This is a genomic window from Ralstonia sp. A12 (genome assembly GCF_000801955.1).
GTDB lineage: Bacteria > Pseudomonadota > Gammaproteobacteria > Burkholderiales > Burkholderiaceae > Ralstonia.
This window is the reverse complement of the sequence record NZ_JSZO01000001.1, coordinates 766,473-786,907: the sequence shown is the minus strand read 5'-3', so window position 1 is coordinate 786,907 and position 20,435 is coordinate 766,473. Positions and strand designations below refer to the sequence as shown.

Annotated in this window: 18 protein-coding genes; 9 read left to right on the top strand and 9 right to left on the bottom strand. The window is 64.0% G+C overall.

What is annotated here, in order from left to right:
* Window positions 1-39 precede the first annotated feature (39 nt).
* Together PI87_RS03605 and prfB are read right to left on the bottom strand one after the other, a co-directional pair.
* Window positions 40-783: an SDR family oxidoreductase gene (locus PI87_RS03605; RefSeq protein WP_039596257.1), complete on the bottom strand. Its 744-nt coding sequence runs from the start codon at window positions 781-783 to the stop codon at window positions 40-42.
* Window positions 784-802: 19 nt separating this feature from the next.
* A protein-coding gene (prfB, locus tag PI87_RS03600; RefSeq protein ID WP_157003068.1) for a peptide chain release factor 2 occupies window positions 803-1,907 on the bottom strand; the annotation gives its coding sequence in 2 pieces (ribosomal slippage) (window positions 803-1,825 and window positions 1,827-1,907; 1,104 coding nt in all).
* A gap of 181 nt (window positions 1,908-2,088) precedes the next feature.
* Between prfB and pncB the strand changes: the two genes are divergently transcribed.
* The 5 genes from pncB (at window position 2,089) to PI87_RS03575 (ending at window position 8,203) form a co-directional block, all read left to right on the top strand.
* Window positions 2,089-3,270 (top strand): nicotinate phosphoribosyltransferase, encoded by a 1,182-nt coding sequence (pncB, locus tag PI87_RS03595; RefSeq protein ID WP_039596256.1) that lies wholly within the window; start codon window positions 2,089-2,091, stop codon window positions 3,268-3,270.
* 122 nt (window positions 3,271-3,392) lie between these two features.
* On the top strand, window positions 3,393-4,124 hold the full coding sequence (locus PI87_RS03590) for a LutC/YkgG family protein (protein ID WP_039596255.1): 732 nt from the start codon (window positions 3,393-3,395) through the stop codon (window positions 4,122-4,124).
* Window positions 4,125-4,263: 139 nt separating this feature from the next.
* Window positions 4,264-5,673 carry a sodium:proton antiporter gene (locus PI87_RS03585; RefSeq protein ID WP_039596254.1) on the top strand — a complete coding sequence of 470 codons (1,410 nt, stop codon included), beginning with the start codon at window positions 4,264-4,266 and terminating at the stop codon, window positions 5,671-5,673.
* A gap of 19 nt (window positions 5,674-5,692) precedes the next feature.
* On the top strand, window positions 5,693-6,697 hold the full coding sequence (locus PI87_RS03580) for a 2-hydroxyacid dehydrogenase (RefSeq protein ID WP_039596253.1): 1,005 nt from the start codon (window positions 5,693-5,695) through the stop codon (window positions 6,695-6,697).
* A gap of 12 nt (window positions 6,698-6,709) precedes the next feature.
* On the top strand, window positions 6,710-8,203 hold the full coding sequence (locus PI87_RS03575; protein ID WP_039596252.1) for a DNA recombination protein RmuC: 1,494 nt from the start codon (window positions 6,710-6,712) through the stop codon (window positions 8,201-8,203).
* Between the two features lie 75 nt (window positions 8,204-8,278).
* Here the strand turns inward: PI87_RS03575 and PI87_RS03570 are convergent, their stop codons facing one another.
* From PI87_RS03570 to PI87_RS03550, 5 genes are all read right to left on the bottom strand, one after another.
* The gene (locus PI87_RS03570) at window positions 8,279-8,557 is read right to left on the bottom strand and encodes a hypothetical protein (protein ID WP_039596251.1); all 279 of its coding nucleotides are present in this window, start codon (window positions 8,555-8,557) and stop codon (window positions 8,279-8,281) included.
* 179 nt (window positions 8,558-8,736) lie between these two features.
* A complete protein-coding gene (gene moeA / locus PI87_RS03565) occupies window positions 8,737-10,017 on the bottom strand; it encodes a molybdopterin molybdotransferase MoeA (RefSeq protein ID WP_039596250.1) in 1,281 nt (426 codons plus the stop codon).
* Between the two features lie 27 nt (window positions 10,018-10,044).
* Entirely contained in the window at window positions 10,045-10,659 is a 615-nt protein-coding gene (gene mobA / locus PI87_RS03560; protein WP_039596249.1) for a molybdenum cofactor guanylyltransferase MobA, read from the bottom strand.
* 18 nt (window positions 10,660-10,677) lie between these two features.
* Window positions 10,678-11,799: a GTP 3',8-cyclase MoaA gene (moaA, locus tag PI87_RS03555; RefSeq protein WP_039596248.1), complete on the bottom strand. Its 1,122-nt coding sequence runs from the start codon at window positions 11,797-11,799 to the stop codon at window positions 10,678-10,680.
* A 195-nt stretch (window positions 11,800-11,994) separates the two neighbouring features.
* Entirely contained in the window at window positions 11,995-15,015 is a 3,021-nt protein-coding gene (locus tag PI87_RS03550; protein ID WP_039596247.1) for an Rne/Rng family ribonuclease, read from the bottom strand.
* Between the two features lie 749 nt (window positions 15,016-15,764).
* Here PI87_RS03550 and PI87_RS03545 point away from each other — a divergent pair.
* Genes PI87_RS03545 through PI87_RS03530 form a run of 4 tightly spaced genes read left to right on the top strand, consistent with a single transcriptional unit; the run spans window position 15,765 to window position 18,988 of the window.
* The gene (locus PI87_RS03545) at window positions 15,765-16,793 is read left to right on the top strand and encodes an RluA family pseudouridine synthase (RefSeq protein ID WP_039596246.1); all 1,029 of its coding nucleotides are present in this window, start codon (window positions 15,765-15,767) and stop codon (window positions 16,791-16,793) included.
* Complete coding sequence (locus tag PI87_RS03540) at window positions 16,774-17,433, top strand: HAD-IA family hydrolase (RefSeq protein WP_039596245.1); 660 nt, start codon at window positions 16,774-16,776, stop codon at window positions 17,431-17,433. The genes PI87_RS03545 and PI87_RS03540 overlap by 20 nt, the downstream gene beginning before the upstream one ends.
* Window positions 17,426-17,827 (top strand): Rieske (2Fe-2S) protein, encoded by a 402-nt coding sequence (locus PI87_RS03535; protein WP_039596244.1) that lies wholly within the window; start codon window positions 17,426-17,428, stop codon window positions 17,825-17,827. Before PI87_RS03540 ends, PI87_RS03535 begins: the two co-directional genes overlap by 8 nt.
* A gap of 48 nt (window positions 17,828-17,875) precedes the next feature.
* Window positions 17,876-18,988, top strand: coding sequence for a S49 family peptidase (locus PI87_RS03530; RefSeq protein WP_039596243.1), 1,113 nt, complete (start codon window positions 17,876-17,878; stop codon window positions 18,986-18,988).
* 15 nt (window positions 18,989-19,003) lie between these two features.
* On the opposite strand, the gene PI87_RS03525 is transcribed toward PI87_RS03530, so the two are convergent.
* Both PI87_RS03525 and PI87_RS03520 read right to left on the bottom strand, forming a co-directional pair.
* Complete coding sequence (locus PI87_RS03525) at window positions 19,004-19,735, bottom strand: SAM-dependent methyltransferase (RefSeq protein WP_039596242.1); 732 nt, start codon at window positions 19,733-19,735, stop codon at window positions 19,004-19,006.
* Window positions 19,736-19,738: 3 nt separating this feature from the next.
* A complete protein-coding gene (locus PI87_RS03520; RefSeq protein WP_039596241.1) occupies window positions 19,739-20,335 on the bottom strand; it encodes a Maf-like protein in 597 nt (198 codons plus the stop codon).
* Between the last annotated feature and the right edge of the window lie 100 nt (window positions 20,336-20,435).

The following is a 20,435-nucleotide window of genomic DNA, read 5'->3' as shown; positions in this document are numbered from 1 at the left end:
TGATGAGAGGAGAGTCGTGTCAGGCGCTGAGGGTGAGGATCAAGCGGCGTAATTGCGCAGATCGTCAATCTCGGTCGCGCCAAAGTCGGGGCGGGCGAGGTAGGCGGCGATGCGCGCGGCGGCGTCTTGCGGCGAGACCAGTTCGCCATGCGCGTGCAGATCGCGGAAGCGCTGCACGCCGGCAAAGTCGGCGCCACGGATGGTGCGTTGCATGTCGGTGTCGATCACGCCCGGGGCCAGCGCCACGGCGCGCACGCTGGCGTCGCCATCAGCGTTGAGAGCGCGCACGAACATGTCGAGCCCAGCCTTGCCAGTGCAATACGCAGCCCAGCCGGCGATCGGCCGGCGCGCGGCGCCTGACGAGATCGCCAGCACGCGGCGCTGTGCGTTCCACGCGGCGGTGCCGCGCAGCATGGCAGCGGTTAGTGCGATGGGGCCCGCCAGGTTCAATTGCAGGTGCGGCAGCAGCGTGTCGGCGCGCAGCGTGTCGATGGTGCCGATCGGCTCGACCGCGCCGGCGTTGATCACCAGCGTCACGTTGGCGTGGGCGGGCAGGGCGGCCAGCGTCTTGGTCATCCAGGCCTCGGCGGCGTATGCGTCGGACAGGTCGACCTGGTCCCAGTCGAGCGTCACGCCAGCGGCAGCCGCCTGCGCGCGTAGCTCGGCGTTATCGCCGCGCGCCACGCAGATCAGGCGATGGCCGGGCTGCATCAGTGCCTGGGCCAGTGCGGCGCCCAGGCCGCGCGAGGCACCGGTCAGGATGAACAAAGACGTGTCGGACATGGCAGTCGTTCAGACTCGGTTAGACGCCTTGCTTCAGGCTGGCCTGAATGAAGGGATCAAGATCGCCGTCCAGCACCTTCTGCGTGTTGGAGATTTCCACGTTGGTGCGCAGATCCTTGATGCGGCTCTGGTCCAACACGTAGGAACGGATCTGGTGGCCCCAGCCCACGTCAGTCTTGGCGGCTTCCGCCTTGTCGGCTTCGGCCTGGCGCTTGCGCAGCTCGTGCTCGTACAGGCGCGACTTCAGCATCGTCATCGCCTCAGCGCGGTTGCGGTGCTGCGAACGGTCGTTCTGGCACTGCACGACGATGCCGGTCGGGATGTGCGTGATCCGCACGGCCGAATCGGTCTTGTTGATGTGCTGGCCGCCCGCGCCGGAAGCGCGGTACGTATCGACACGCAGGTCCGCCGGGTTGACCTCGATCTCGATCGAATCGTCCACTTCCGGGTACACGAAGATCGACGTGAACGACGTGTGGCGGCCACCCGCCGAGTCGAACGGCGACTTGCGCACCAGGCGGTGCACGCCGGTTTCGGTGCGCAGGAAACCAAAGGCGTATTCGCCTTCGATCTTGATCGACGCACTCTTGATGCCGGCGACGTCGCCTTCGGACTCTTCCAGCACTTCGGTCTTGAAGCCCTTACGCTCGCAGTACTTCAGGTACTGGCGCAGCAGCATCGATGCCCAGTCGCACGCCTCGGTACCGCCGGCACCGGCCTGGATGTCGAGGAAGCAGTTGGCGGCGTCCATCGGGCCGGAGAACATGCGGCGGAATTCCATGTCTTCGACAATGGCGCGCATGCTGGCGGCGTCGGCTTCGATGGCCTCGATGGTGTCGTCGTCACCCTCTTCGCGGGCGAGTTCGAACAGCTCTGCACCGCCGGTGAGGTCTTCGTCGAGCTTGGTCAGTGCCAGCACGACGGTTTCAAGCGACTTTTTCTCGCGGCCCAGCTCCTGGGCGCGTTTGGGGTCGTTCCAGACCTCGGGGTTCTCGAGTTCTTTATCGACTTCAACTAGACGTTCAGATTTGACGTCGTAGTCAAAGATACCCCCGAAGGTCGTCGGCGCGCGTCTTCAGGTCGGCCAACGTGTTCTGAATGGCATTGAGGCGTTCTGCTTCCATGGTGCAAAAAATCCGGTCGGAAACCAGAAATTATAGCGGAATCAAGGGGTTTCCCGCCTGCGCGAGGGCGTAAAAGCGGTGTTTCGGGCGGATTTCTATGACGGCCGCAGGTGACTTCGTGGGCTTCGGTTAGCATGACGCCCAATCCACGTGGTTTTTGGCGCGCCGCCGCAATGAAGCAATGATCATCCACTCGCTGCTCGATACCGATCTGTACAAGTTCACCATGATGCAGGTGGTGCTGCATCACTTTCCTGGTGCACACGTCGAATACCGCTTCAAGTGCCGCAATGCCGGCGTTGATCTGGTGCCGTTCATCGAGGAGATCCGCGCCGAAATCCGCCATCTCTGCACGCTGCGCTTTACCGAGGCGGAGCTGGAGTACCTGCGCGGCCTGCGCTTCATCAAAAGCGATTTCGTCGATTTTCTCGGCCTGTTCCACCTGAACGAGAAGTACATCGAGGTGCGCCCGGCTGTTGTCAATGACGTCGGCAACGACGGCCAGATCGAGATCGTGATCGCCGGACCGTGGCTGCACACGATCATGTTCGAGGTGCCGGTACTGGCCATCGTCAACGAGGTGTTTTTCAGCCGCACGCAGAGCCACCCGCAATGGGATGAAGGCAAGCGCCGCCTGACCAACAAGCTGGGCTCGCTCATGCGCCCGGGCCTGGAAGACTGCCGCATCGCCGACTACGGCACGCGCCGCCGCTTCTCGCACACCTGGCACGAGCATGTGCTGCTGGAGACGCGCACGCAGCTTGGCGCGCAGTACGCGGGCACCAGCAACGTCTATTTCGCCATGAAGCACGGCATGACGCCGTTGGGCACGATGGCGCACGAATACCTGCAGGCCTGCCAGGCGCTCGGCCCGCGCCTGCGGGATTCGCAGACCTTCGCGCTGGAAACCTGGGCCAAGGAATACCGTGGCGACCTGGGTGTTGCGCTGTCGGATACCTATGGCTTTGACGCCTTCCTGCGCGATTTCGACATGTTCTTCTGCAAGCTCTTCGACGGCGTGCGCCACGATTCCGGCGACCCATTCGAGTGGGGCGAGCGCATGCTCAAGCACTACGAAGACATGCGCGCCGAGCCCAAGTCGAAGGCGCTGATCTTCTCCGACAGCCTGGACATGCCCAAGGTCATCGCCCTGTTTGAGCGCTTCCATGGGCGCTGCAAGCTGGCCTTTGGCGTGGGCACCAACCTGACCAACGATCTCGGCTACACACCACTGCAGATCGTCATCAAGATGGTCCGCTGCAACGGGCAGCCCGTCGCCAAGCTGTCGGACGCGCCCGAGAAGACCATGTGTGACGACCCGGCCTATCTCACGTACCTCAAGCAGGTGTTTGGCGTGCAGTAGCGTGGCATGCAATCGGGCTCACGCGGGCGTCCAATAACTTTCAACGGCATTGCCTGGTGCTGGCGCGATGCGCTCACAACCGGCTCGTATAATCGACCGATCCCACGCAAGCCGTTCCGGACATGACCACACGAGCCGATTCCCCCACGCAGGATCCTGTTGATCCGCTCGACACGACCCGCGCACGCGACGCCATCTTCGCGCGCATCCGCAACGCGCAGCATCGTCCCGAGCAGCCCACGCAGGGCGAGCGCGATGCTGTGGCTGACTACCTCGCACGCCATCCGGCCGGTCCACGCCCGCCGATGCCCGAGAACCTCGCCGCCCACTTTGCCGAGCAGGCGCTGAAGATGGCTTCCACGCTGGAGTCCGTCGCCGCATTGGCTGATGTGCCCGCTGCCGCTGCTCGCTACCTGTCGGGACTGAACTTCAAGCCGCAGGCGGTGGCGTGGACGACGCTGCAATCGCTTGATTGGGCTACCGCTGGCATCAACGTTGAATTCCGCCCGCCTGTGCGTGAGCCGCAAGCCGACCATGACCACGGCGACCTTGTCGGCATCACCGGCTGCTTCTGCGCGATTGCCGAGACTGGCTCGCTGATGCTGCTGTCGGGGCCGGAGAACGTGGCCTCCGCGGCGTTGCTTCCCGAGACACATATCGCCGTGGTGCCGCAGTCGCGCATCGTTGCCCACCTGGAGGATGCCTACGCGCTGATGCGTGCGGAGCGGGGCGAATTGCCGCGCGCCACCAACGTCATCAGCGGGCCGTCGCGCACGGGGGATATCGAGCAGACCATCGTGCTGGGCGCGCACGGCCCGTACCGCGTGCACGTGATCGTCGTGACGGGCGCTTGACGCTCTGGGGCGGCCCAGGCAGCCCTGTCAAACATGTGTGTACGTTTCATCGGCTGATAGGCCCTAGGCGTTTACACTGGCGTCTTTGTTCGTGCGGCGCGTGGTTTCGCAGCGCGCCAACGTTTAGGAGAACGCCTACGTGAAACGCCTCTGGCCCCTTGTCTTCCTGTTTGTCTGTGGTCTGGCGCGTGCGGCCGACGTGAATGGCGCGGAGTTGTCGCTCGGGTGGGGTGTGCCGTTTGCCGGCATCCTGCTGTCGATTGCGATTGCGCCGCTTCTGGCCCCCAAGCTTTGGCACGACCACTACGGCAAGATCGCAGCAGCATGGGCGCTGGCGTTTCTGGTGCCGTTCGGCATCGGCTTCGGCGGTGAGGCGGCCATCGCCTCGGTAGTTCACGCGGCGCTTGCAGAGTACATTCCCTTCATCGCGCTGATCGCCGCACTGTATGTGGTGGCTGGCGGCATCTGTATTCGCGGCAACATCCACGGCACGCCCAAACTCAATACCGGCCTGATTGCGCTGGGCACGGGACTGGCCAGCATCATGGGGACGACCGGGGCAGCCATGCTGCTGATCCGGCCGCTGCTGCGCGCCAACGAGGCACGCCGGCACCGCGCACACGTCGTCGTGTTCTTCATCTTCCTGGTGGCCAACGCGGGCGGGGCACTGACGCCGCTGGGCGATCCGCCGCTGTTCCTCGGTTTCCTGCAGGGCGTCGACTTCTTCTGGACTGCGAAATACCTCTGGCGCGAAACACTGATGATGTGGGTGCTGCTGCTGGCGATCTTCTTCGCGGTCGACAGCTACTACTACCACACGGGCAAGGAAGAGCTGCCCAACATCACCGATGCCACACCGGATGATGCCGGCCCCCTGCGCTTCGAGGGCAACGTCAACTTCATCCTGCTGGCCGGCATCCTGGGCCTCGTGCTGATGAGCGGGCTGTGGAAGCCCGGTATCGTTTTCCACGTGATGGGCACTGAGGTGTTGCTGCAGAACGTGGTGCGTGACATCGGGTTGGTCTGCATCGCCTTGCTATCGCTGTGGCTCACGCCCGCCAGCGCCCGCACCGGCAACGAATTCAACTGGGAGCCCATCCTGGAAGTCGCCAAGCTTTTCGCCGGCATCTTCATCACCATCGGGCCGGTCATCGCCATGCTCAAGGCGGGCGTGGATGGTCCGTTCGCGATGATCGTTCGTCTCGTGAACGACGGCGCCGGGCAGCCGAACAACGCGATGTATTTCTGGGCGACGGGGTTGCTCTCGTCCTTCCTGGATAACGCGCCGACGTATCTCGTGTTCTTCAACACCGCGGGCGGCGATGCCAAGATGCTGATGACCGAAGGCGCTTCCACGCTGGCCGCCATTTCGGCTGCAGCGGTGTTCATGGGCGCCAACACCTACATCGGCAATGCGCCGAACCTGATGGTCAAGGCCATCGCCGAAAGCCGCGGCCTGCAGATGCCGAGCTTCTTCGGCTACATGCTGTGGTCGGTGTGCATTCTGGTGCCGATCTTTGTATTGATGACCTTCGTTTTCTTCCGCTAACCGAACGTGTGCTGAGCGTATGAAACCCGGAATCCTTGTCACCCGCGCGATGTTTCCCGAAGTGCTGGAACGCCTGCGCGAAACCTTCGACGTGATCGACAACCAGGCGGACGTCGTCTATCCGCCCGAGGCCCTGGCCGAGCGCCTGCAGGGCCGAGTGGGGTTGCTGTCCAACGCCGCCGACACCATCAACGCCGACCTGATCAACCGTGTACCGACGCTGCGCGCGGTGTGCAACATGGCCGTCGGCTACAACAACTTCGACCTCGCGGCGATGACGCGCGCGGGTATTCTCGCCACCAACACGCCGGACATCCTGACCGAGACCACCGCCGACTTCGGCTGGGCGCTGCTGATGGCGGCTGCGCGCCGCGTGCCGGAATCCGAGCACTGGCTGCGCGCGGGGCAGTGGAAGCGCTGGACGTATGACATGTTTCTTGGTGCCGAGGTGTACGGCAGCACGCTGGGCATTCTCGGCATGGGCCGTATCGGGCAGGCGCTGGCGCGGCGTGCGAGCGGCTTCTCGATGCGCGTGATCTATCACAACCGCAGCCGGCTTGCGCCCGAGATCGAGCAGGACACACGTGCCGCGTATGTCAGCAAGGAAGAACTGCTGAAGCAAGCCGATCACCTCGTGCTGGTGCTGCCGTATTCCAAGGAAAGCCACCATGCCATCGGTGCGGCTGAGCTGGCGCAGATGAAGCCGACCGCCACGCTGGTCAACCTCGCGCGTGGCGGCATCGTCGATGATGCAGCGCTGGCGCAGGCATTGGCTGAAAAGCGCATCTTCGCGGCCGGCCTTGATGTGTACGAGGGCGAGCCGAAGGTGCATCCGGCCCTGCTGGAAGCCGAGCATGTCGCGCTCACACCGCACATTGCCAGTGCCACGTTGGGCACTCGCCTCGGCATGGCCAACATGGCGGCTGACAACTTGATCGCCGCACTCGGTTTTGGCCCGCGCGCAGGCCAGCCGCCCAACCTGTTGAACCCAGATGCGCTGACTGTGCAGCGCACCGCTTCCTGATCGAACACCCCTATGGATTGGTTGGCTTTACTGACGTTGCTTGGCGTGGCCATCGTGGCCGTGCTGTGTGTGCTGATCTGGCGTGGCGTGTCGCGCCCGGCTGTGAACGATGTGTCGCCACTGCTGGCTGCGCTGCAGGATGGGCTCATGCGGGAGCTTGCGCGTGGCAACGAACGCATCGAGCGCGAGTTGCGAGGCGAGATTGCCGAGACCGCCCGCATCGGCCGCAGCGACGTCACGCAGCAGCTTGGCCAGTTCCAGCAAGTGCTGGCGACCCAACTCACCAGCGTCGCCACGCTGCAGAACAACCAGATCGACACGTTCGCCCAGCAGCTCACCAAGCTGACCGAGACGAATACCCAGCAGCTCGAAGCCGTGCGTCAGAGCCTGCAGCAGCAGGCCCAGCAGGCGCGCGAAGAGCAGGGCAATGCGCTGCGCCGATTCGGTGAGACCATGCAGCAGCAGCTCGCCCAACTGGGCGAGGGCAACGAACGCCGTCTGGCCGAGGTGCGCGCCACGCTGGAGCAAAAGCTCAAGGACATCGAGGCCAACAACGCCACCAAGCTCGACGAGATGCGCCGCACCGTCGACGAAAAGCTGCACGCCACGCTGGAGCAACGCCTGGGCGAATCGTTCAAGCTGGTGTCGGATCGGTTGGAGCAGGTGCACCGCGGCCTGGGTGAAATGCAGGCGCTGGCCCAAGGCGTGGGCGACCTGAAGAAGGTGCTGACCAACGTGAAGACGCGCGGCACCTGGGGCGAAGTCCAGCTTGAGATGCTGCTGGAACAGATGCTCACGCCAGAGCAATACGACAAGAACGTCGAGACCGTGCAAGGCACCGGCGCACGCGTGGAATTCGCCATCCGCCTGCCCGGCAAGACCGATGCGGACCGCGACGCCACCGTTTGGCTGCCGATCGACGCCAAGTTCCCGAAGGAACAGTACGAGCGCCTGCTCGACGCGCAGGAGCGTGCTGATGCGGATGCCGCTGCTGCCGCCAGCCGAGAGCTGGAAGTCGCAGTGCGCAAGGAAGCGCAGACCATCCACGAGAAGTACATCGCGCCGCCGGCTACAACCGACTTCGCGATCCTCTTCCTGCCGACGGAGGGCCTCTACGCCGAGGTGTTGCGCCGCCCGGGCTTGACCGATGAGCTGCAGCGCAAATTCCGCGTGACGGTGGCGGGGCCGACCACGCTCACGGCCATCTTGAACAGCCTGCAGATGGGCTTCCGCACGCTGGCGCTGGAAAAGCGTTCCAGCGAAGTCTGGCAAGTGCTGGGTGCAGTGAAGAGCGAGTTCGGCAAATTCGGCGACGTGCTGGCCGCGACCAAGAAGACACTGGAACGCGCCGTCAGCAACATCGAGCAGGCCGAGGTGCGCACGCGTCAGATGAATCGAAAGCTCAAGGCTGTGGAAGCGCTGCCGAGCGATTCCGCGCAGAACGTGCTGGGGCTGGAAACGGCCCCGGCGTTGAATGGGCAGGATGACGAAGCCGAGGCGGAATAGGCCATCAGCATTAGCATCAGCAAAAGAAAAGGGGCGGAAATTTCCGCCCCTTCTTTTTATCCGTAGGTACCTAGATCAGGTTTCTTCCGGCACGTCGCGCAGCAAGATTTCGATGCCGCCAAAACGCTCAGCGACCCAGTTGTAGGCATGGCAGGCGAGCCACAGCGCGCCAAAACCAACCAGCGCATTGAGTATCAATCCGCTCAGCACCACGATCGTCGGCAGTTCACCATAGCGGACAAAGCCGACAAAGAAGAACAGCCCCACGACCGGAAGCGAGAAACACAGGTAGACCAGCACCAGCGCACGCGCTGTGTGGGCGGGGTGGAGGTAGGCAATCTCCTTGGTCATCATGGCGTCACACAAGCTCAAACAGTCAAACTGGCGCAAAGTGTAGCGAATCGACCGACCCGCCGATACCCGCGCCCCGAGGGTGACGCAAAAAACCGACAACATGCGACGTTGCTTCCAGCACAAGGCGCCGTGAGCGCCACGCCCGCACCGTGATGGGGCTGCCCTATCGCAGCAACGGGCTAGACCAGTCCGTCGAACAGCAGGATCTGCACCGCATCGCCCGCGTTGACCTGCCCTTGCTCATGTGCGAGCACCACAAAGCAGTTCGCTTCACTCATGGAACGCAGCACGCCCGAACCTTGTTGGCCCGTCAGGCGCACTTCGAGCTGACCGCGATCGTTCAACGCCGCAATGGCGCGCTGATACTCCGTGCGGCCAGGGCGTTTGCGGATCGGTGCCACGCTCACGGCCGGCACCAGCGGCGCGCCCGGTTCGGTGGCACCCATCATGCGCAGCAGGGCGCCACGCACGAAGTGATAGAACGTCACCATCACCGCCACGGGGTTGCCCGGCAGGCCGAACAGGAATGCACTGCGGCCATTGGAAGCGATGCGCCCGAAGGCCATCGGCCGGCCTGGGCGCATGGCGATCTTCCAGAAGGTCACGTCGCCGAGCTTGGCCATCATCTGCTTGGTGAAATCGGCCTCGCCGACGGACACGCCGCCTGAGGTGATGATTGCATCGGCGTTTTCGGCGGCGCTGCGGAAGGCGGCTTCGAGCGCGGCCGGGTCGTCGCGCACCACGCCCATGTCGATCAGTTCCACGCCCAGGCGCGAGAGCATGCCGTGCAGCGTGTAGCGGTTCGAGTCGTACACGCAGCCCGCGTCGAGTGGTTCACCGATGGAACGCAGCTCGTCGCCGGTGGAGAAGAACGCTACGCGCAGCTTGCGGCGCACCGCCACTTCGGCGATGCCCAATGAGGCGAGCATGCCGATATCGGCCGGGCGGAGGATGCGGCCGGCCGCCAGCGCTGCGCTGCCCTGGGCGAGGTCTTCGCCGCGCAGGCGGCGGTTGTCGCCGGTACGTACGGCATCGCGGGCAAAGCGGACGGTGCTCGCATCGCACTGAGTGAATTCCTGCGGGATCACCGTATCGCAGCCGGCGGGCATGACGGCGCCGGTCATTACGCGTACGGTCTCGCCGGCGCCGGGTGCACCGTCGAAGGCGACACCTGCGTACGCCGTGCCGATGACGCGCAACGACACCTCACCTTCACCACGCGAGAGTTCTGTGCTGGCAAAGGCGAAACCGTCCATCGCCGAGTTGTCATGCGAAGGCACGTCGATGGGCGACAGCACATCTTCAGCCAGCACACGGTCGAGCGCGCTGCGGATCGGCACGCGTGCAAAGCCGCTGACCGGCTGCACGAAGCCGCGCATGATGGCTTGCGCTTGCGCGACGGGCAGTGCGTTCGGATCGTAATCGGACAAGCAGGAGACGACGGAGGCGAGGGTGGTCATGACGTCGGTGAGGGAGAGGGCGGCGCTCTAGCGGCGCTCGGCCAGGTGGTGCAGTTCTTCCAGCGTGTTGATGTTGGCGAAGGCGGCGGTGTCGTCGAACAGCACTTCCACCGTTGAGTGGCGCGCTGTCCAGGTTTCGATCTTACGGCCACCGCCTTGCAGGTAGGCGATCAGGTCGTCAGCCAGCAGTGCATCAATCAAACAGAATACCGGCTGTACCTGCTTGCGCGGTTGACCGTGTGCATCCGGCTCCATCGTCACCGGCATGGCGATACGCGCGTCGGCGTATTCAAGCGCGGCCGAGAGCTTGGCTGCAAGGTCGGTTGGCACGAATGGCGAGTCACACGGTGCAGTCAGCAGATAGCGCGTCTGGCATTGCTCCAGCCCCGCGAGCACACCGGCCAGCGGCCCGGCAAAGTCCGGCACCGAATCCACTACCACCGGCACGCCAAACGACTCGTACGCGGCCAGATTGCGGTTGGCGTTGATCAGCATGTGATCCACCTGCGGCGACAGGCGCATCAGTGTATGCATCGCCATCGGCGCGCCGCGGAAGGTCTGTAGGCCCTTGTCGACGCCGCCCATGCGGCTGCCCCGGCCGCCGGCCAGGATCAGGCCGGTGATGTCGGATGTCGGAATCATGTGGTTGGCTAAGCGGGCTCAGCCGCCGATGTAGGACATTTCGATGCGCCGGCCGGCCGGATGGGCCTGGCCGTTGGCACGCAGTTCGGAGTAGCGATCTGCACGGCCCTGCCAGATGGCACGAATCGTATTGGAGAGTTCGATGTCGGACGCGCCACCACGCAGCAGGGCGCGCAGGTCGAAGCCTTCGGTCGCGAACAGGCACAGGTACAGCTTGCCTTCGGTCGACAGCCGCGCGCGGGTGCAGTCGTGGCAGAACGCCTGCGTGACGCTTGAGATCACGCCGATCTCGCCCGCACCATCCACATAGCGCCAACGTTCGGCGGTCTCGCCGCTGTAGTTGGCGGTGACCGGCTCCAGCGGAAACGCTTCGGACAGGCGCTTGACCACCTCGGCCGAAGGCACGACGGAGCCCATCTCCCAGTGGTTGGTCGTGCCCACGTCCATGTATTCGATGAAACGCACGATGATGCCGCTGCCCCGGAAGTGGCGCGCCATCGGCACGATCTGGCTGTCGTTGTCGTCTTTCTTGACGACCATGTTGACCTTGATTGGCGCGAGGCCCACCTTTTGCGCGACCTCGATACCGTGCAGCACTTCACCCACGGCAAAGTCGACGTCGTTCATGCGGCGGAAGGCCGCGTCGTCGATGGCATCCAGGCTGACGGTCACGCGGTTCAGGCCGGCATCCTTGAGCGATTGCGCCTTGCGTGCCAGCAGAGCACCGTTGGTGGTGAGTGTCAGGTCCAGCGGTTTGCCTTGCATCGTGGTCAGGCGTGCCAGCATTTCGACCAAGCGTTCGATGTCCTTGCGCAGCAGCGGCTCGCCGCCTGTGAGGCGGATCTTCTCGACGCCGTGCTCAATGAACAGGCGCGCCATGCGCTCGATCTCTTCGAACGACAGCAACTCGGAGTGACGCAGGAAGCGGTAGTCCTTGTCGAACACGTCCTTCGGCATGCAATAGACGCAGCGGAAGTTGCAGCGATCCGTGACCGAGATGCGCAGATCGTGCAGCCGGCGGCCGCGCGTGTCTGCCAGCCAACCCTGCGCGGGGACGAGCATGTCCGGCACGGCAGGCACCGTGGCGCGATGGTGCTGGCCGTCGCGCAGATCGTAGAGGGGGATGACGGTTTCGGTCATGGTGTGTTGCGGCGCGTCAATCCAGAAAGCAGGACGATCACGCTGGATACATCTTCGAGTGTAGCGCAGCCCCTGTTTGACGCGGGGAGCACAGTTCTCGCTCCGCGCGTAGCGCACAGGAAAAAGGGCGGCCGAAGCCGCCCTCAGGCAACGCGCCGGCGCAGGGGTTGAGTTCCCCGCCGCCGGGTGAGGCGTTTATTGCTGATCAGCGCCGCTTGATGCGCGGCCGGTCTCGACCAGAATCATCGGACCTTGCTGGATCGGCGGCAGCGGCTTGCGCTCGCGCGGCACACGCGGCGCCACGACGGTGCGAGCAGCTTCTTCCTGTGCAGCCTGTAGCTTTTGTGCGTCCGTGTGAACCCACGTCATGCCAGCGTCGGTCAGCATGCCTTGCAGCGACTGAACCGACAGCGGCGATGCCTTGACCACAGTGCTGACCGGTGCCGGCGTTTCGGCCGGTGCCGTCACGATGGCAGCCTGAGCAGCTTCCACTGCCGGCGCAGCGGCCACCACGGCCGGTTCGATCGGCTGTACGGCAGGCATAGCGGACACCGGTGCCACGGATTCTGCCGCGTGCACGGGCTCATGCACCACCGGGGCAGCTGCCTCGACCGGCGCGAACGAGGTGGCTTGCACCGGCTCGGTCACGGTCGTGTGCAGAACCGATTCAGTGGGCTGGCCACCTTCGGGAGTTGCATGCACGTTGGCTTCCGCAGCAGCGTTTTCGCCGTCTTCAGCTTCGCCTTCGCCCTCACCTTCAGCGCGCACGCCTTCTGCGCCCTCACGGTCACGGCGATAGCGGTTGCGACCACGGCGACCACGGCGGCGGCGCTCTTCGCCATCACCGTTGCCTTCCGCGCCCGGAACCACGCCTTCTGCGCCAGTGGCTTCCGCGGGGGTCGTGGTGTCGAGCAGGGTCTGCGGCACTTGCGGAGCAGCAGCCTGGTCGATCAGGTCCTCGGCTGCCAGCGGGGCTGTAACTGCAGCGGCTTCCTTGGCTTGTTGGTCACGTTCGCGGTTTTCACGCGGCTCGCGCGGTTCGCGGGCCTCACGACCTTCACGCGGTTGGCGCTCACGGCGTTCCTGGTTGCGCTCGCGGCGGCCCTGGCCTTCACCACGGGCTTCCTGGCCTTGTTGCGGCTGGCGGGCTTCAGTGGTTTCGCGCGCGCCGCCTTCGACCTGCGCCGGTTGGCGGTTGCGATCGCGGTTGCCACGTTGGCCGTCACGTTGCCCTTCGCGCTGGCCTTGTTGCTGCTGACCTTCGCGGGCTTCGTTGCGGTCACGGCCCTGACGGTTGCCGTCGCGACCGCCTTGTTGTTGACCTTGACCCTGGCGCTCGCCACGTTCTGCACGTTCGCCACGCTGGCCACGGCCACCGCGATCCTGGCGGCCGCCACGGTCGCGGCGGTTGGCATCTTCAGCGCGTTGCTTCGGAGCCTCGGCTGGCGCTGCAACCACCGGCTCAGCCGGCTTGCCACCAAACAACGACTTCAGCCACGAAATGAAACCACCTTGCGCGGGCACCGGCGCAGCCACTTGCGGGGCAGCGGCAGCCTCGGTACGGGCCGGGCGCTCAGGACGCGGCACCGACACCGGCGCCGGTTGTTCCGGCGTGATGCCCTTGACGGCAGCTTCCTGACGCGGCTTCGCAGCTTCCTTGCGGGTGCTGTACGCGGTGTCGGCTTCCAGTTCCTTGGCGGCTTCCTCGGCCATCTTGTAGCTGGCCTTGGTGTCGTCCAGGCGTGGATCGTCGTGGCGCAGGCGCTCGAGCTTGTAGTGCGGCGTCTCCAGATGCTTGTTCGGGATCAGCAGCACATTGACCTTGAAGCGCGTCTCGATCAGGTTGATGTCCTGGCGCTTCTCGTTGAGCAGGAAGGCAGCCACCTCCACCGGCACCTGGCAGTGCAGCGCGGCGGTGTTTTCCTTCATCGCCTCTTCCTGGATGATGCGCAGCACCTGCAGGGCGGACGATTCGGTATCGCGGATGTGGCCCGTGCCGTTACAGCGCGGGCAGGTGACGTGCGAGCCTTCCGACAGCGACGGACGCAGGCGCTGGCGTGACAGTTCCATTAGGCCGAAGCGGCTGATCTTGCCCATCTGCACGCGGGCGCGGTCGTGGCGTAGCGCATCTTTCAGGCGGGTTTCGACGTCCTTCTGGGCTTTGCTCGACTCCATGTCGATGAAGTCGATCACGATCAGGCCGCCCAGGTCACGCAGGCGGAGCTGGCGGGCGATTTCGTCGGCGGCTTCGAGGTTGGTGCGCGCAGCCGTTTCCTCGATGTCAGCGCCCTTGGTGGCGCGCGCCGAGTTCACGTCGATGGCGACCAGCGCCTCGGTGTGGTCGATCACGATGGCGCCGCCCGAGGGCAACATCACCATGCGCGAGTACGCCGATTCAATCTGGTGTTCGATCTGGAAGCGCGAGAACAGGGGGACGTCGTCGCGGTATTTCTTCACCCGATTCATGTTGTCGGGCATCACCACGCTCATGAAAGCGCGGGCCTGATCGTAGATATCGTCCGTATCGATCAGGATTTCACCGATATCCGGCTGGAAGTAATCGCGGATGGCGCGGATCACCAGACTGGATTCGAGATAAATCAGCAGCGGGGCCTTGTTGTCGACGGCGGCGCCGTCCACGGCCTTCCACAACTGCATCAGGTAGTTCAAATCCCACTGCAGCTCTTCCGCCGAGCGGCCGATGCCGGCGGTGCGGGCAATGATGCTCATGCCGTCCGGCACTTCCAGCTGCGCCATGGTTTCGCGCAGTTCCTGACGGTCCTCGCCCTCGATGCGGCGCGACACGCCACCGCCACGCGGGTTGTTCGGCATCAGCACCAGGTAGCGGCCGGCCAGCGAGATAAACGTGGTCAGGGCCGCGCCCTTGTTGCCACGCTCTTCCTTCTCAACCTGAACGATCAGTTCTTGGCCTTCGCGCAGCGCATCCTGGATGCGCGCATTGCGCACGTCCACGCCGTCCTTGAAATAGGCGCGGGCGACTTCCTTGAAGGGGAGGAAACCGTGCCGCTCTTCGCCGTAATTGACGAAGCACGCTTCCAGCGACGGTTCGATGCGGGTGATGACACCCTTGTAGATATTGCCTTTGCGCTGTTCGCGCCCGGCGGTTTCGATGTCGATGTCGATCAGTTTCTGACCATCGACAATGGCAACGCGCAATTCTTCTTGCTGCGTCGCATTGAACAACATGCGTTTCATTGCAACCTCACTCCAATGCCGTGCATGCACGGCGCTTTATGGAGCACGCGAAGGCGGAGCGGGTGGTCAACGAATTGCCGGGGTGTCGGCCGATGAAAAGACGGCGCAACGGGGCACGGGCGAAAGAAATGAGGGCGTCACGGTGGGGATGGCAGGGCGAAATTGGCGTGCGCGGTTGGCGCTGCGTTTCGCTGGTTTGCGCGTCCTGTCACTCGTGCCGTGGGCCCAGCGCGTTTGTTTTACGGGCGGCGGGCCGGCGGCGGCGAGTCGCGTGAAGCGACCACAAAGAGCGAATTGACGGACGGCGTGTCCGGGCGAAACCCGCGGCGGGGCGAATCGGGCGGCGTGCTGCTTGTTGGAGTTTTGCCGCCGGACCGCCATGGCAACGCGGTAACCGGATACTGAGCCGGCCGGCACCAACTGTGGTGCGGCAAGGGCTTCTTTCACCAAGCGGGCGCCGTATGGAGACCATGTGGCGCCCGCTTTTGAATTCTGTTCTACCAGCTGCTCGTTCTACGCTGGCCGATCTTGCCGACGTGATCTTTGGTTCACGTCCTGCGCGATGGGACAGCGGTGCGTGCTGCTTTCGTGCCGATTGGACCGGCCACGTGATTAGCTTTGTAACACAAGTGGGCGGGGGTGCGGCACGTTCCGGACGGAAACGGTGGCTGTGTACAATAGCTGTTGTTTCGTCCCGACCGGCTTTGCTGGCGCCTAAACGACTGTCCAGCGAGAAAATTATATTGAAAATGAATGAGTTACGCCATCCATTTGATGGCCGCATTCAACAGGCCGCGCGTGACGCACTCGATGGCAAATCCGTCGCCTACGTGGAAATCGGTGAAGACGCCGAAGGGCAGCGCATCGACAATTTCCTGATGCGCCTGGCCAAGGGCGTGCCCAAGAGCCATATCTACCGCATCCTGCGCTCAGGCGAGGTGCGCGTGAACAAAGGCCGGATTGATGCCGAATACCGCCTGAAACTCGGTGATCTGGTGCGTATTCCGCCGCTTCGGATCGCTCAGCAGACTGAGGCGCCGCGTGCGGTGCCGGCGGCTGAATTCACGATTCTTCACGAAGATGCGCACCTGCTGGTGATCGATAAGCCGGCCGGCGTCGCTGTGCATGGCGGTTCGGGGGTTGCGTTTGGAGTGATCGAGCAGTTGCGTCAATCGCGCCCGGAAGCCAAGTTCCTTGAACTGGTGCATCGTCTGGATCGCGAGACCTCCGGTGTCCTGCTGCTGGCCAAGAAGCGCTCGGCGCTGGTGGCGCTGCATGAGCAGATTCGCGAAGGGCAACTCGACAAGCGTTATTTCGCTGCCGTGAAGGGTGTCTGGCCGCACAAGCGCCAGCACATCAAGTCGCCGCTGCACAAGTTCACCACGCCCGAAGGTGAGCGCCGCGTGCGCGTACAGGCCGACGGGCAGCCGTCGCATACGATTTTCAACAAGGTGGGCGTGTTTGGACCGTACACACTGCTCGAAGCCGAGCTGAAAACCGGTCGCACGCACCAGATTCGCGTGCATCTGGCACATGCGGGCTTCCCGATCCTTGGTGACGACAAATACGGTGATTTCGCGCTCAACAAGGCGCTATCGCGCGCAAATGCGTCGCCGCGGCTGGGGCGGATGTTCCTGCATGCGCACCGCCTGCAGTTGACGCACCCGCACAGCGGCGAAATCGTCACATTCAATGCGCCGTTGCCGGCCGAGTGCGCCGATTTCCTCAACGCGTTCCAATCTCAGAGTCCCGATTCCGATGCCTCAGCAGCGCTTTGACCTGATCGTTTTCGACTGGGACGGTACCTTGATGGATTCGACGTCGGCCATTACCCGGTCGATCCAGTTGGCGTGCCGGGATCTCGACCTGCCCGTGCCGGACGATACGCGCGCGAGTCACGTGATCGGTCTGGGCCTGCGCGACGCGCTCGAATATGCAGTGCCGACGCTTGACCCGGCGGACTACGGCAAGTTGGCCGAACGTTATCGTTTTCATTACCTCAGCCGCGATTCGCAACTGGTGCTGTTCCCGGGTGTGCGCGAGATGCTCGACGCACTGCGCCGCGAGAACTACCTGTTGGCCGTGGCGACTGGCAAATCGCGCATCGGCCTGCAGCGGGCGCTGGAAGTCACCGGCCTGACCGGCGTGTTCGACAACACGCGATGTGCTGACGAGACGTTCTCCAAACCGCATCCGGCGATGCTGCTTGAACTCACGCGCGACCTCGGCATGGATGTTGAGCGCACGGTGATGATCGGCGACACCACGCATGACCTGCAGATGGCTGCCAATGCAGGGGCCGCCGGTGTGGCCGTCACATATGGCGCGCATCCTGCCGACGTGCTGCATACGCTGACGCCGCTGTACTGCGCCCAATCGGTCGCTGATCTGCATCGCTGGTTGGCTGACCATGCCTGAGATGACCGAGCCGGTTCGCATCTGCGAGAGCGCCGTGCTGGAAGATGGCGGCCTGGGCGTGCGTTTTCCTGTGGAAGTGCGAGGGCGCACGATCAGCGCTTTCGTTGTCCGCTATGCCGGCGGTGTGCACGCTTACCTGAATCAGTGCGCGCACGTGCCAATGGAGATGGATTGGCAGGAAGGCCAGTTTTTTGAAAGCTCCGGGCTGTATCTGATGTGCGCGACGCACGGCGCCATCTACGAGCCGGACACTGGCCGCTGTGTCGGCGGGCCGTGCCGGGGCTCACATCTGTCCAAGCTCGACATTGCCGAGCGCGACGGCGGCGTCTGGTGGCAGCCCGATGCGTTGTTTCGTGCGCCGGCCCCCGCACCGGCGCCCGTTCCACCGGCATGATGGTGTCGCCAGTTCTCTCGACTTCTTCGAACGTTCCCCACTTCGTTTATGACCGACTCGAATCCGCCGAAAGGGCCTGAAAACGCACCCGAAGAGGGCGCCGGCAAGCCGGAAACACTGGAAGTTACGCAGCACGCCGATCACCCGCTCGAAGCCGAGCTTCGTGATTCGGCTGCCGGCAAGTCTGCATCGGCGGCTCCCGCGGCGGCCCCAGCGCAGCCAAGTGGCTGGGAGCGCGAGGTGCTCGAAAAAGTGCTGATGGCGACGGTGCGCGAGCAACGCGCTGCACGCCGCTGGCGCATCTTCTTCCGCTTTGTGTCGCTGGGTATCGTTGGTCTGATTCTCTGGGCGTTCGCCAGTTTTGAGGGCGAAACGGTCAGCACCGGCCGTCACACCGCTGTGGTGAACCTCGACGGCGAAATCGCCGCCAACACGAACGCCAGCGCCGAGAACATCAACGCATCGCTCGAAGCGGCGTTTGCCGACAACAACACGGTCGGCGTGATCCTCAAGATCAATTCGCCGGGCGGCTCGCCCGTGCAGGCGGGCATGATCAATGACGACATCCGCCGTCTGCGCGCCAAGTACAAGAACATCCCCCTGTACGTCGTGGTCGAGGAGATGTGTGCTTCGGGCGGTTACTACGTGGCCGCTGCTGCCGACAAGATCTACGTCGACAAGGCCAGCATCGTCGGCTCGATCGGCGTGCTGATGGACGGCTTTGGCTTTACTGGCCTGATGGACAAGATCGGTGTGGAGCGCCGCCTGCTGACGGCCGGCTCGAACAAGGGGATGCTCGACCCGTTCTCGCCGCTGCCGCCGCAGCAGAAGCAGTACGCGCAGGACATGCTCAACGACATCCACCAGCAGTTCATCGATGTGGTCAAGCAAGGCCGCGGCAACCGTCTGAAAGACGATCCGACGCTGTTCACGGGCCTGTTCTGGACCGGTTCGAAAGCGGTTGAGCTGGGTCTGGCCGATGGGCTCGGTAGTGCAGACTTCGTGGCGCGCAACGTCATCAAGGCGCCGGACGTGGTCGACTACACGGTCAAGGAGAACTTCGCCTCGCGCGTTGCCCGCAAGCTTGGTACGGCGATGGGTGCGGGGGCCGTCAAGGCGCTGGCCTCCACGGGCCAGCTCAAGCTGCTGATGAAGGAGTAAGCCGCACTGGCGCCTTCAGCGCGCCAGCAGCGAAAAGATGGCCGGCCGCTTGTGCAAGTCCATGCGGTCGGCCCGCCAATCGCTCACGGGCAGGGTGACTACCTGTTCGCTGGGCAGCGTTAGATCCACCGCGATGGACAGCAGCGTGCCCGGCGCGCAGCCAGCCTGGATCGCCTCCAGCAGCGCGCCATTGCGGTATGGCGTCTCGATGAATACCTGGGTTTGACCTGCCGAGCGCGAAAGCTGCTCAAGCGCGCGCAGCTTGGTTTTGCGCTCGCCCGCGTCAACTGGCAAGTAGCCGTTGAACGCAAAGCTCTGGCCGTTCAGGCCGGAAGCCATCACCGCCAGCAGAATCGAGCTGGGCCCCACCAACGGCTTCACACGCACCCCGTGCCGGTGGGCCAGTCGCACGAGATTTGCGCCCGGATCAGCCACCGCCGGCACGCCGGCTTCGGACATCAGCCCCGCATCCCGCCCGGCAATCACTGGCGCAAGCAGGTCCTTCAACTCCGATTCCGGCGTCTTGACGTTCAGTTCGCGGATGGTGATTTCCTGCAGCGGCCGCGCCAGCGGTGTGGTTTCCGCCAGTTTTTTGAGCAGGGCGCGCGCCGTTTTGGCGTGTTCGGCCACGAAGTAGTCGAGTTGCGCCGTGATCTGCTGCACGCCTGCGGGAATTACGTCAGGCAGCGGGTCGGCCGCATCGCGCAGGCCGAGCGTATTCGGGATGAGATAAAGCGTGCCGGCCATGGTTTAGACGAAAAGAGGGTAGTGCACGTTGCGCAGCATGCTGGTCAGCGCGATCAGCGGCAGGCCCACCAGCGCCGTCGGGTCCGACGATTCCACGCGCTCGAGCAGGGCAATGCCCAGGCCTTCGGATTTGGCGCTGCCGGCGACGTCGTACGGGTGCTCCAGGTGGAGGTAGGCGTCCAATTCCTCGTCAGAGAGGTCGCGGAAGGTTGCCAGTGTGCGTATGTCTTCACTTTGATGCTGCCCGGTGCGGCCGTCGTACAGGCACAACGCCGAGTGGAAGGTGACGGTGCGTCCACGCATCCAGTGCAGTTGAGCGAGCGCGCGGGCATGGTCGCCGGGCTTGCCGACCTGCTTGCCGTCCAGCGTCGCAACCTGGTCGGAGCCGATCACCAGGGCGCCCGGATAGTCCAGTGCCACCTTCTCGGCCTTCTGCCGGGCGAGGCGCAGCGCGGTCTGGTCGGGCGATTCGCCCGGAGCGGGGGTCTCGTCGATGTTCGGTACGACGATTTCGAACGGCAGGCGCAGGCGTTCGAGCAATTCCCGCCGATAGGGCGAGCTGGAGCCGAGAATCAACGGCGGACGCGAGGCAGAGGTCATAAGTGCTTGAAGATGCAGTGGATTTTGAGCGAAAACCTTTTGACGTCAGAGGTTTTTTCTCGTTATAATCCCGCGTTTCGCGGTTTGGCCGCGCAGTGTC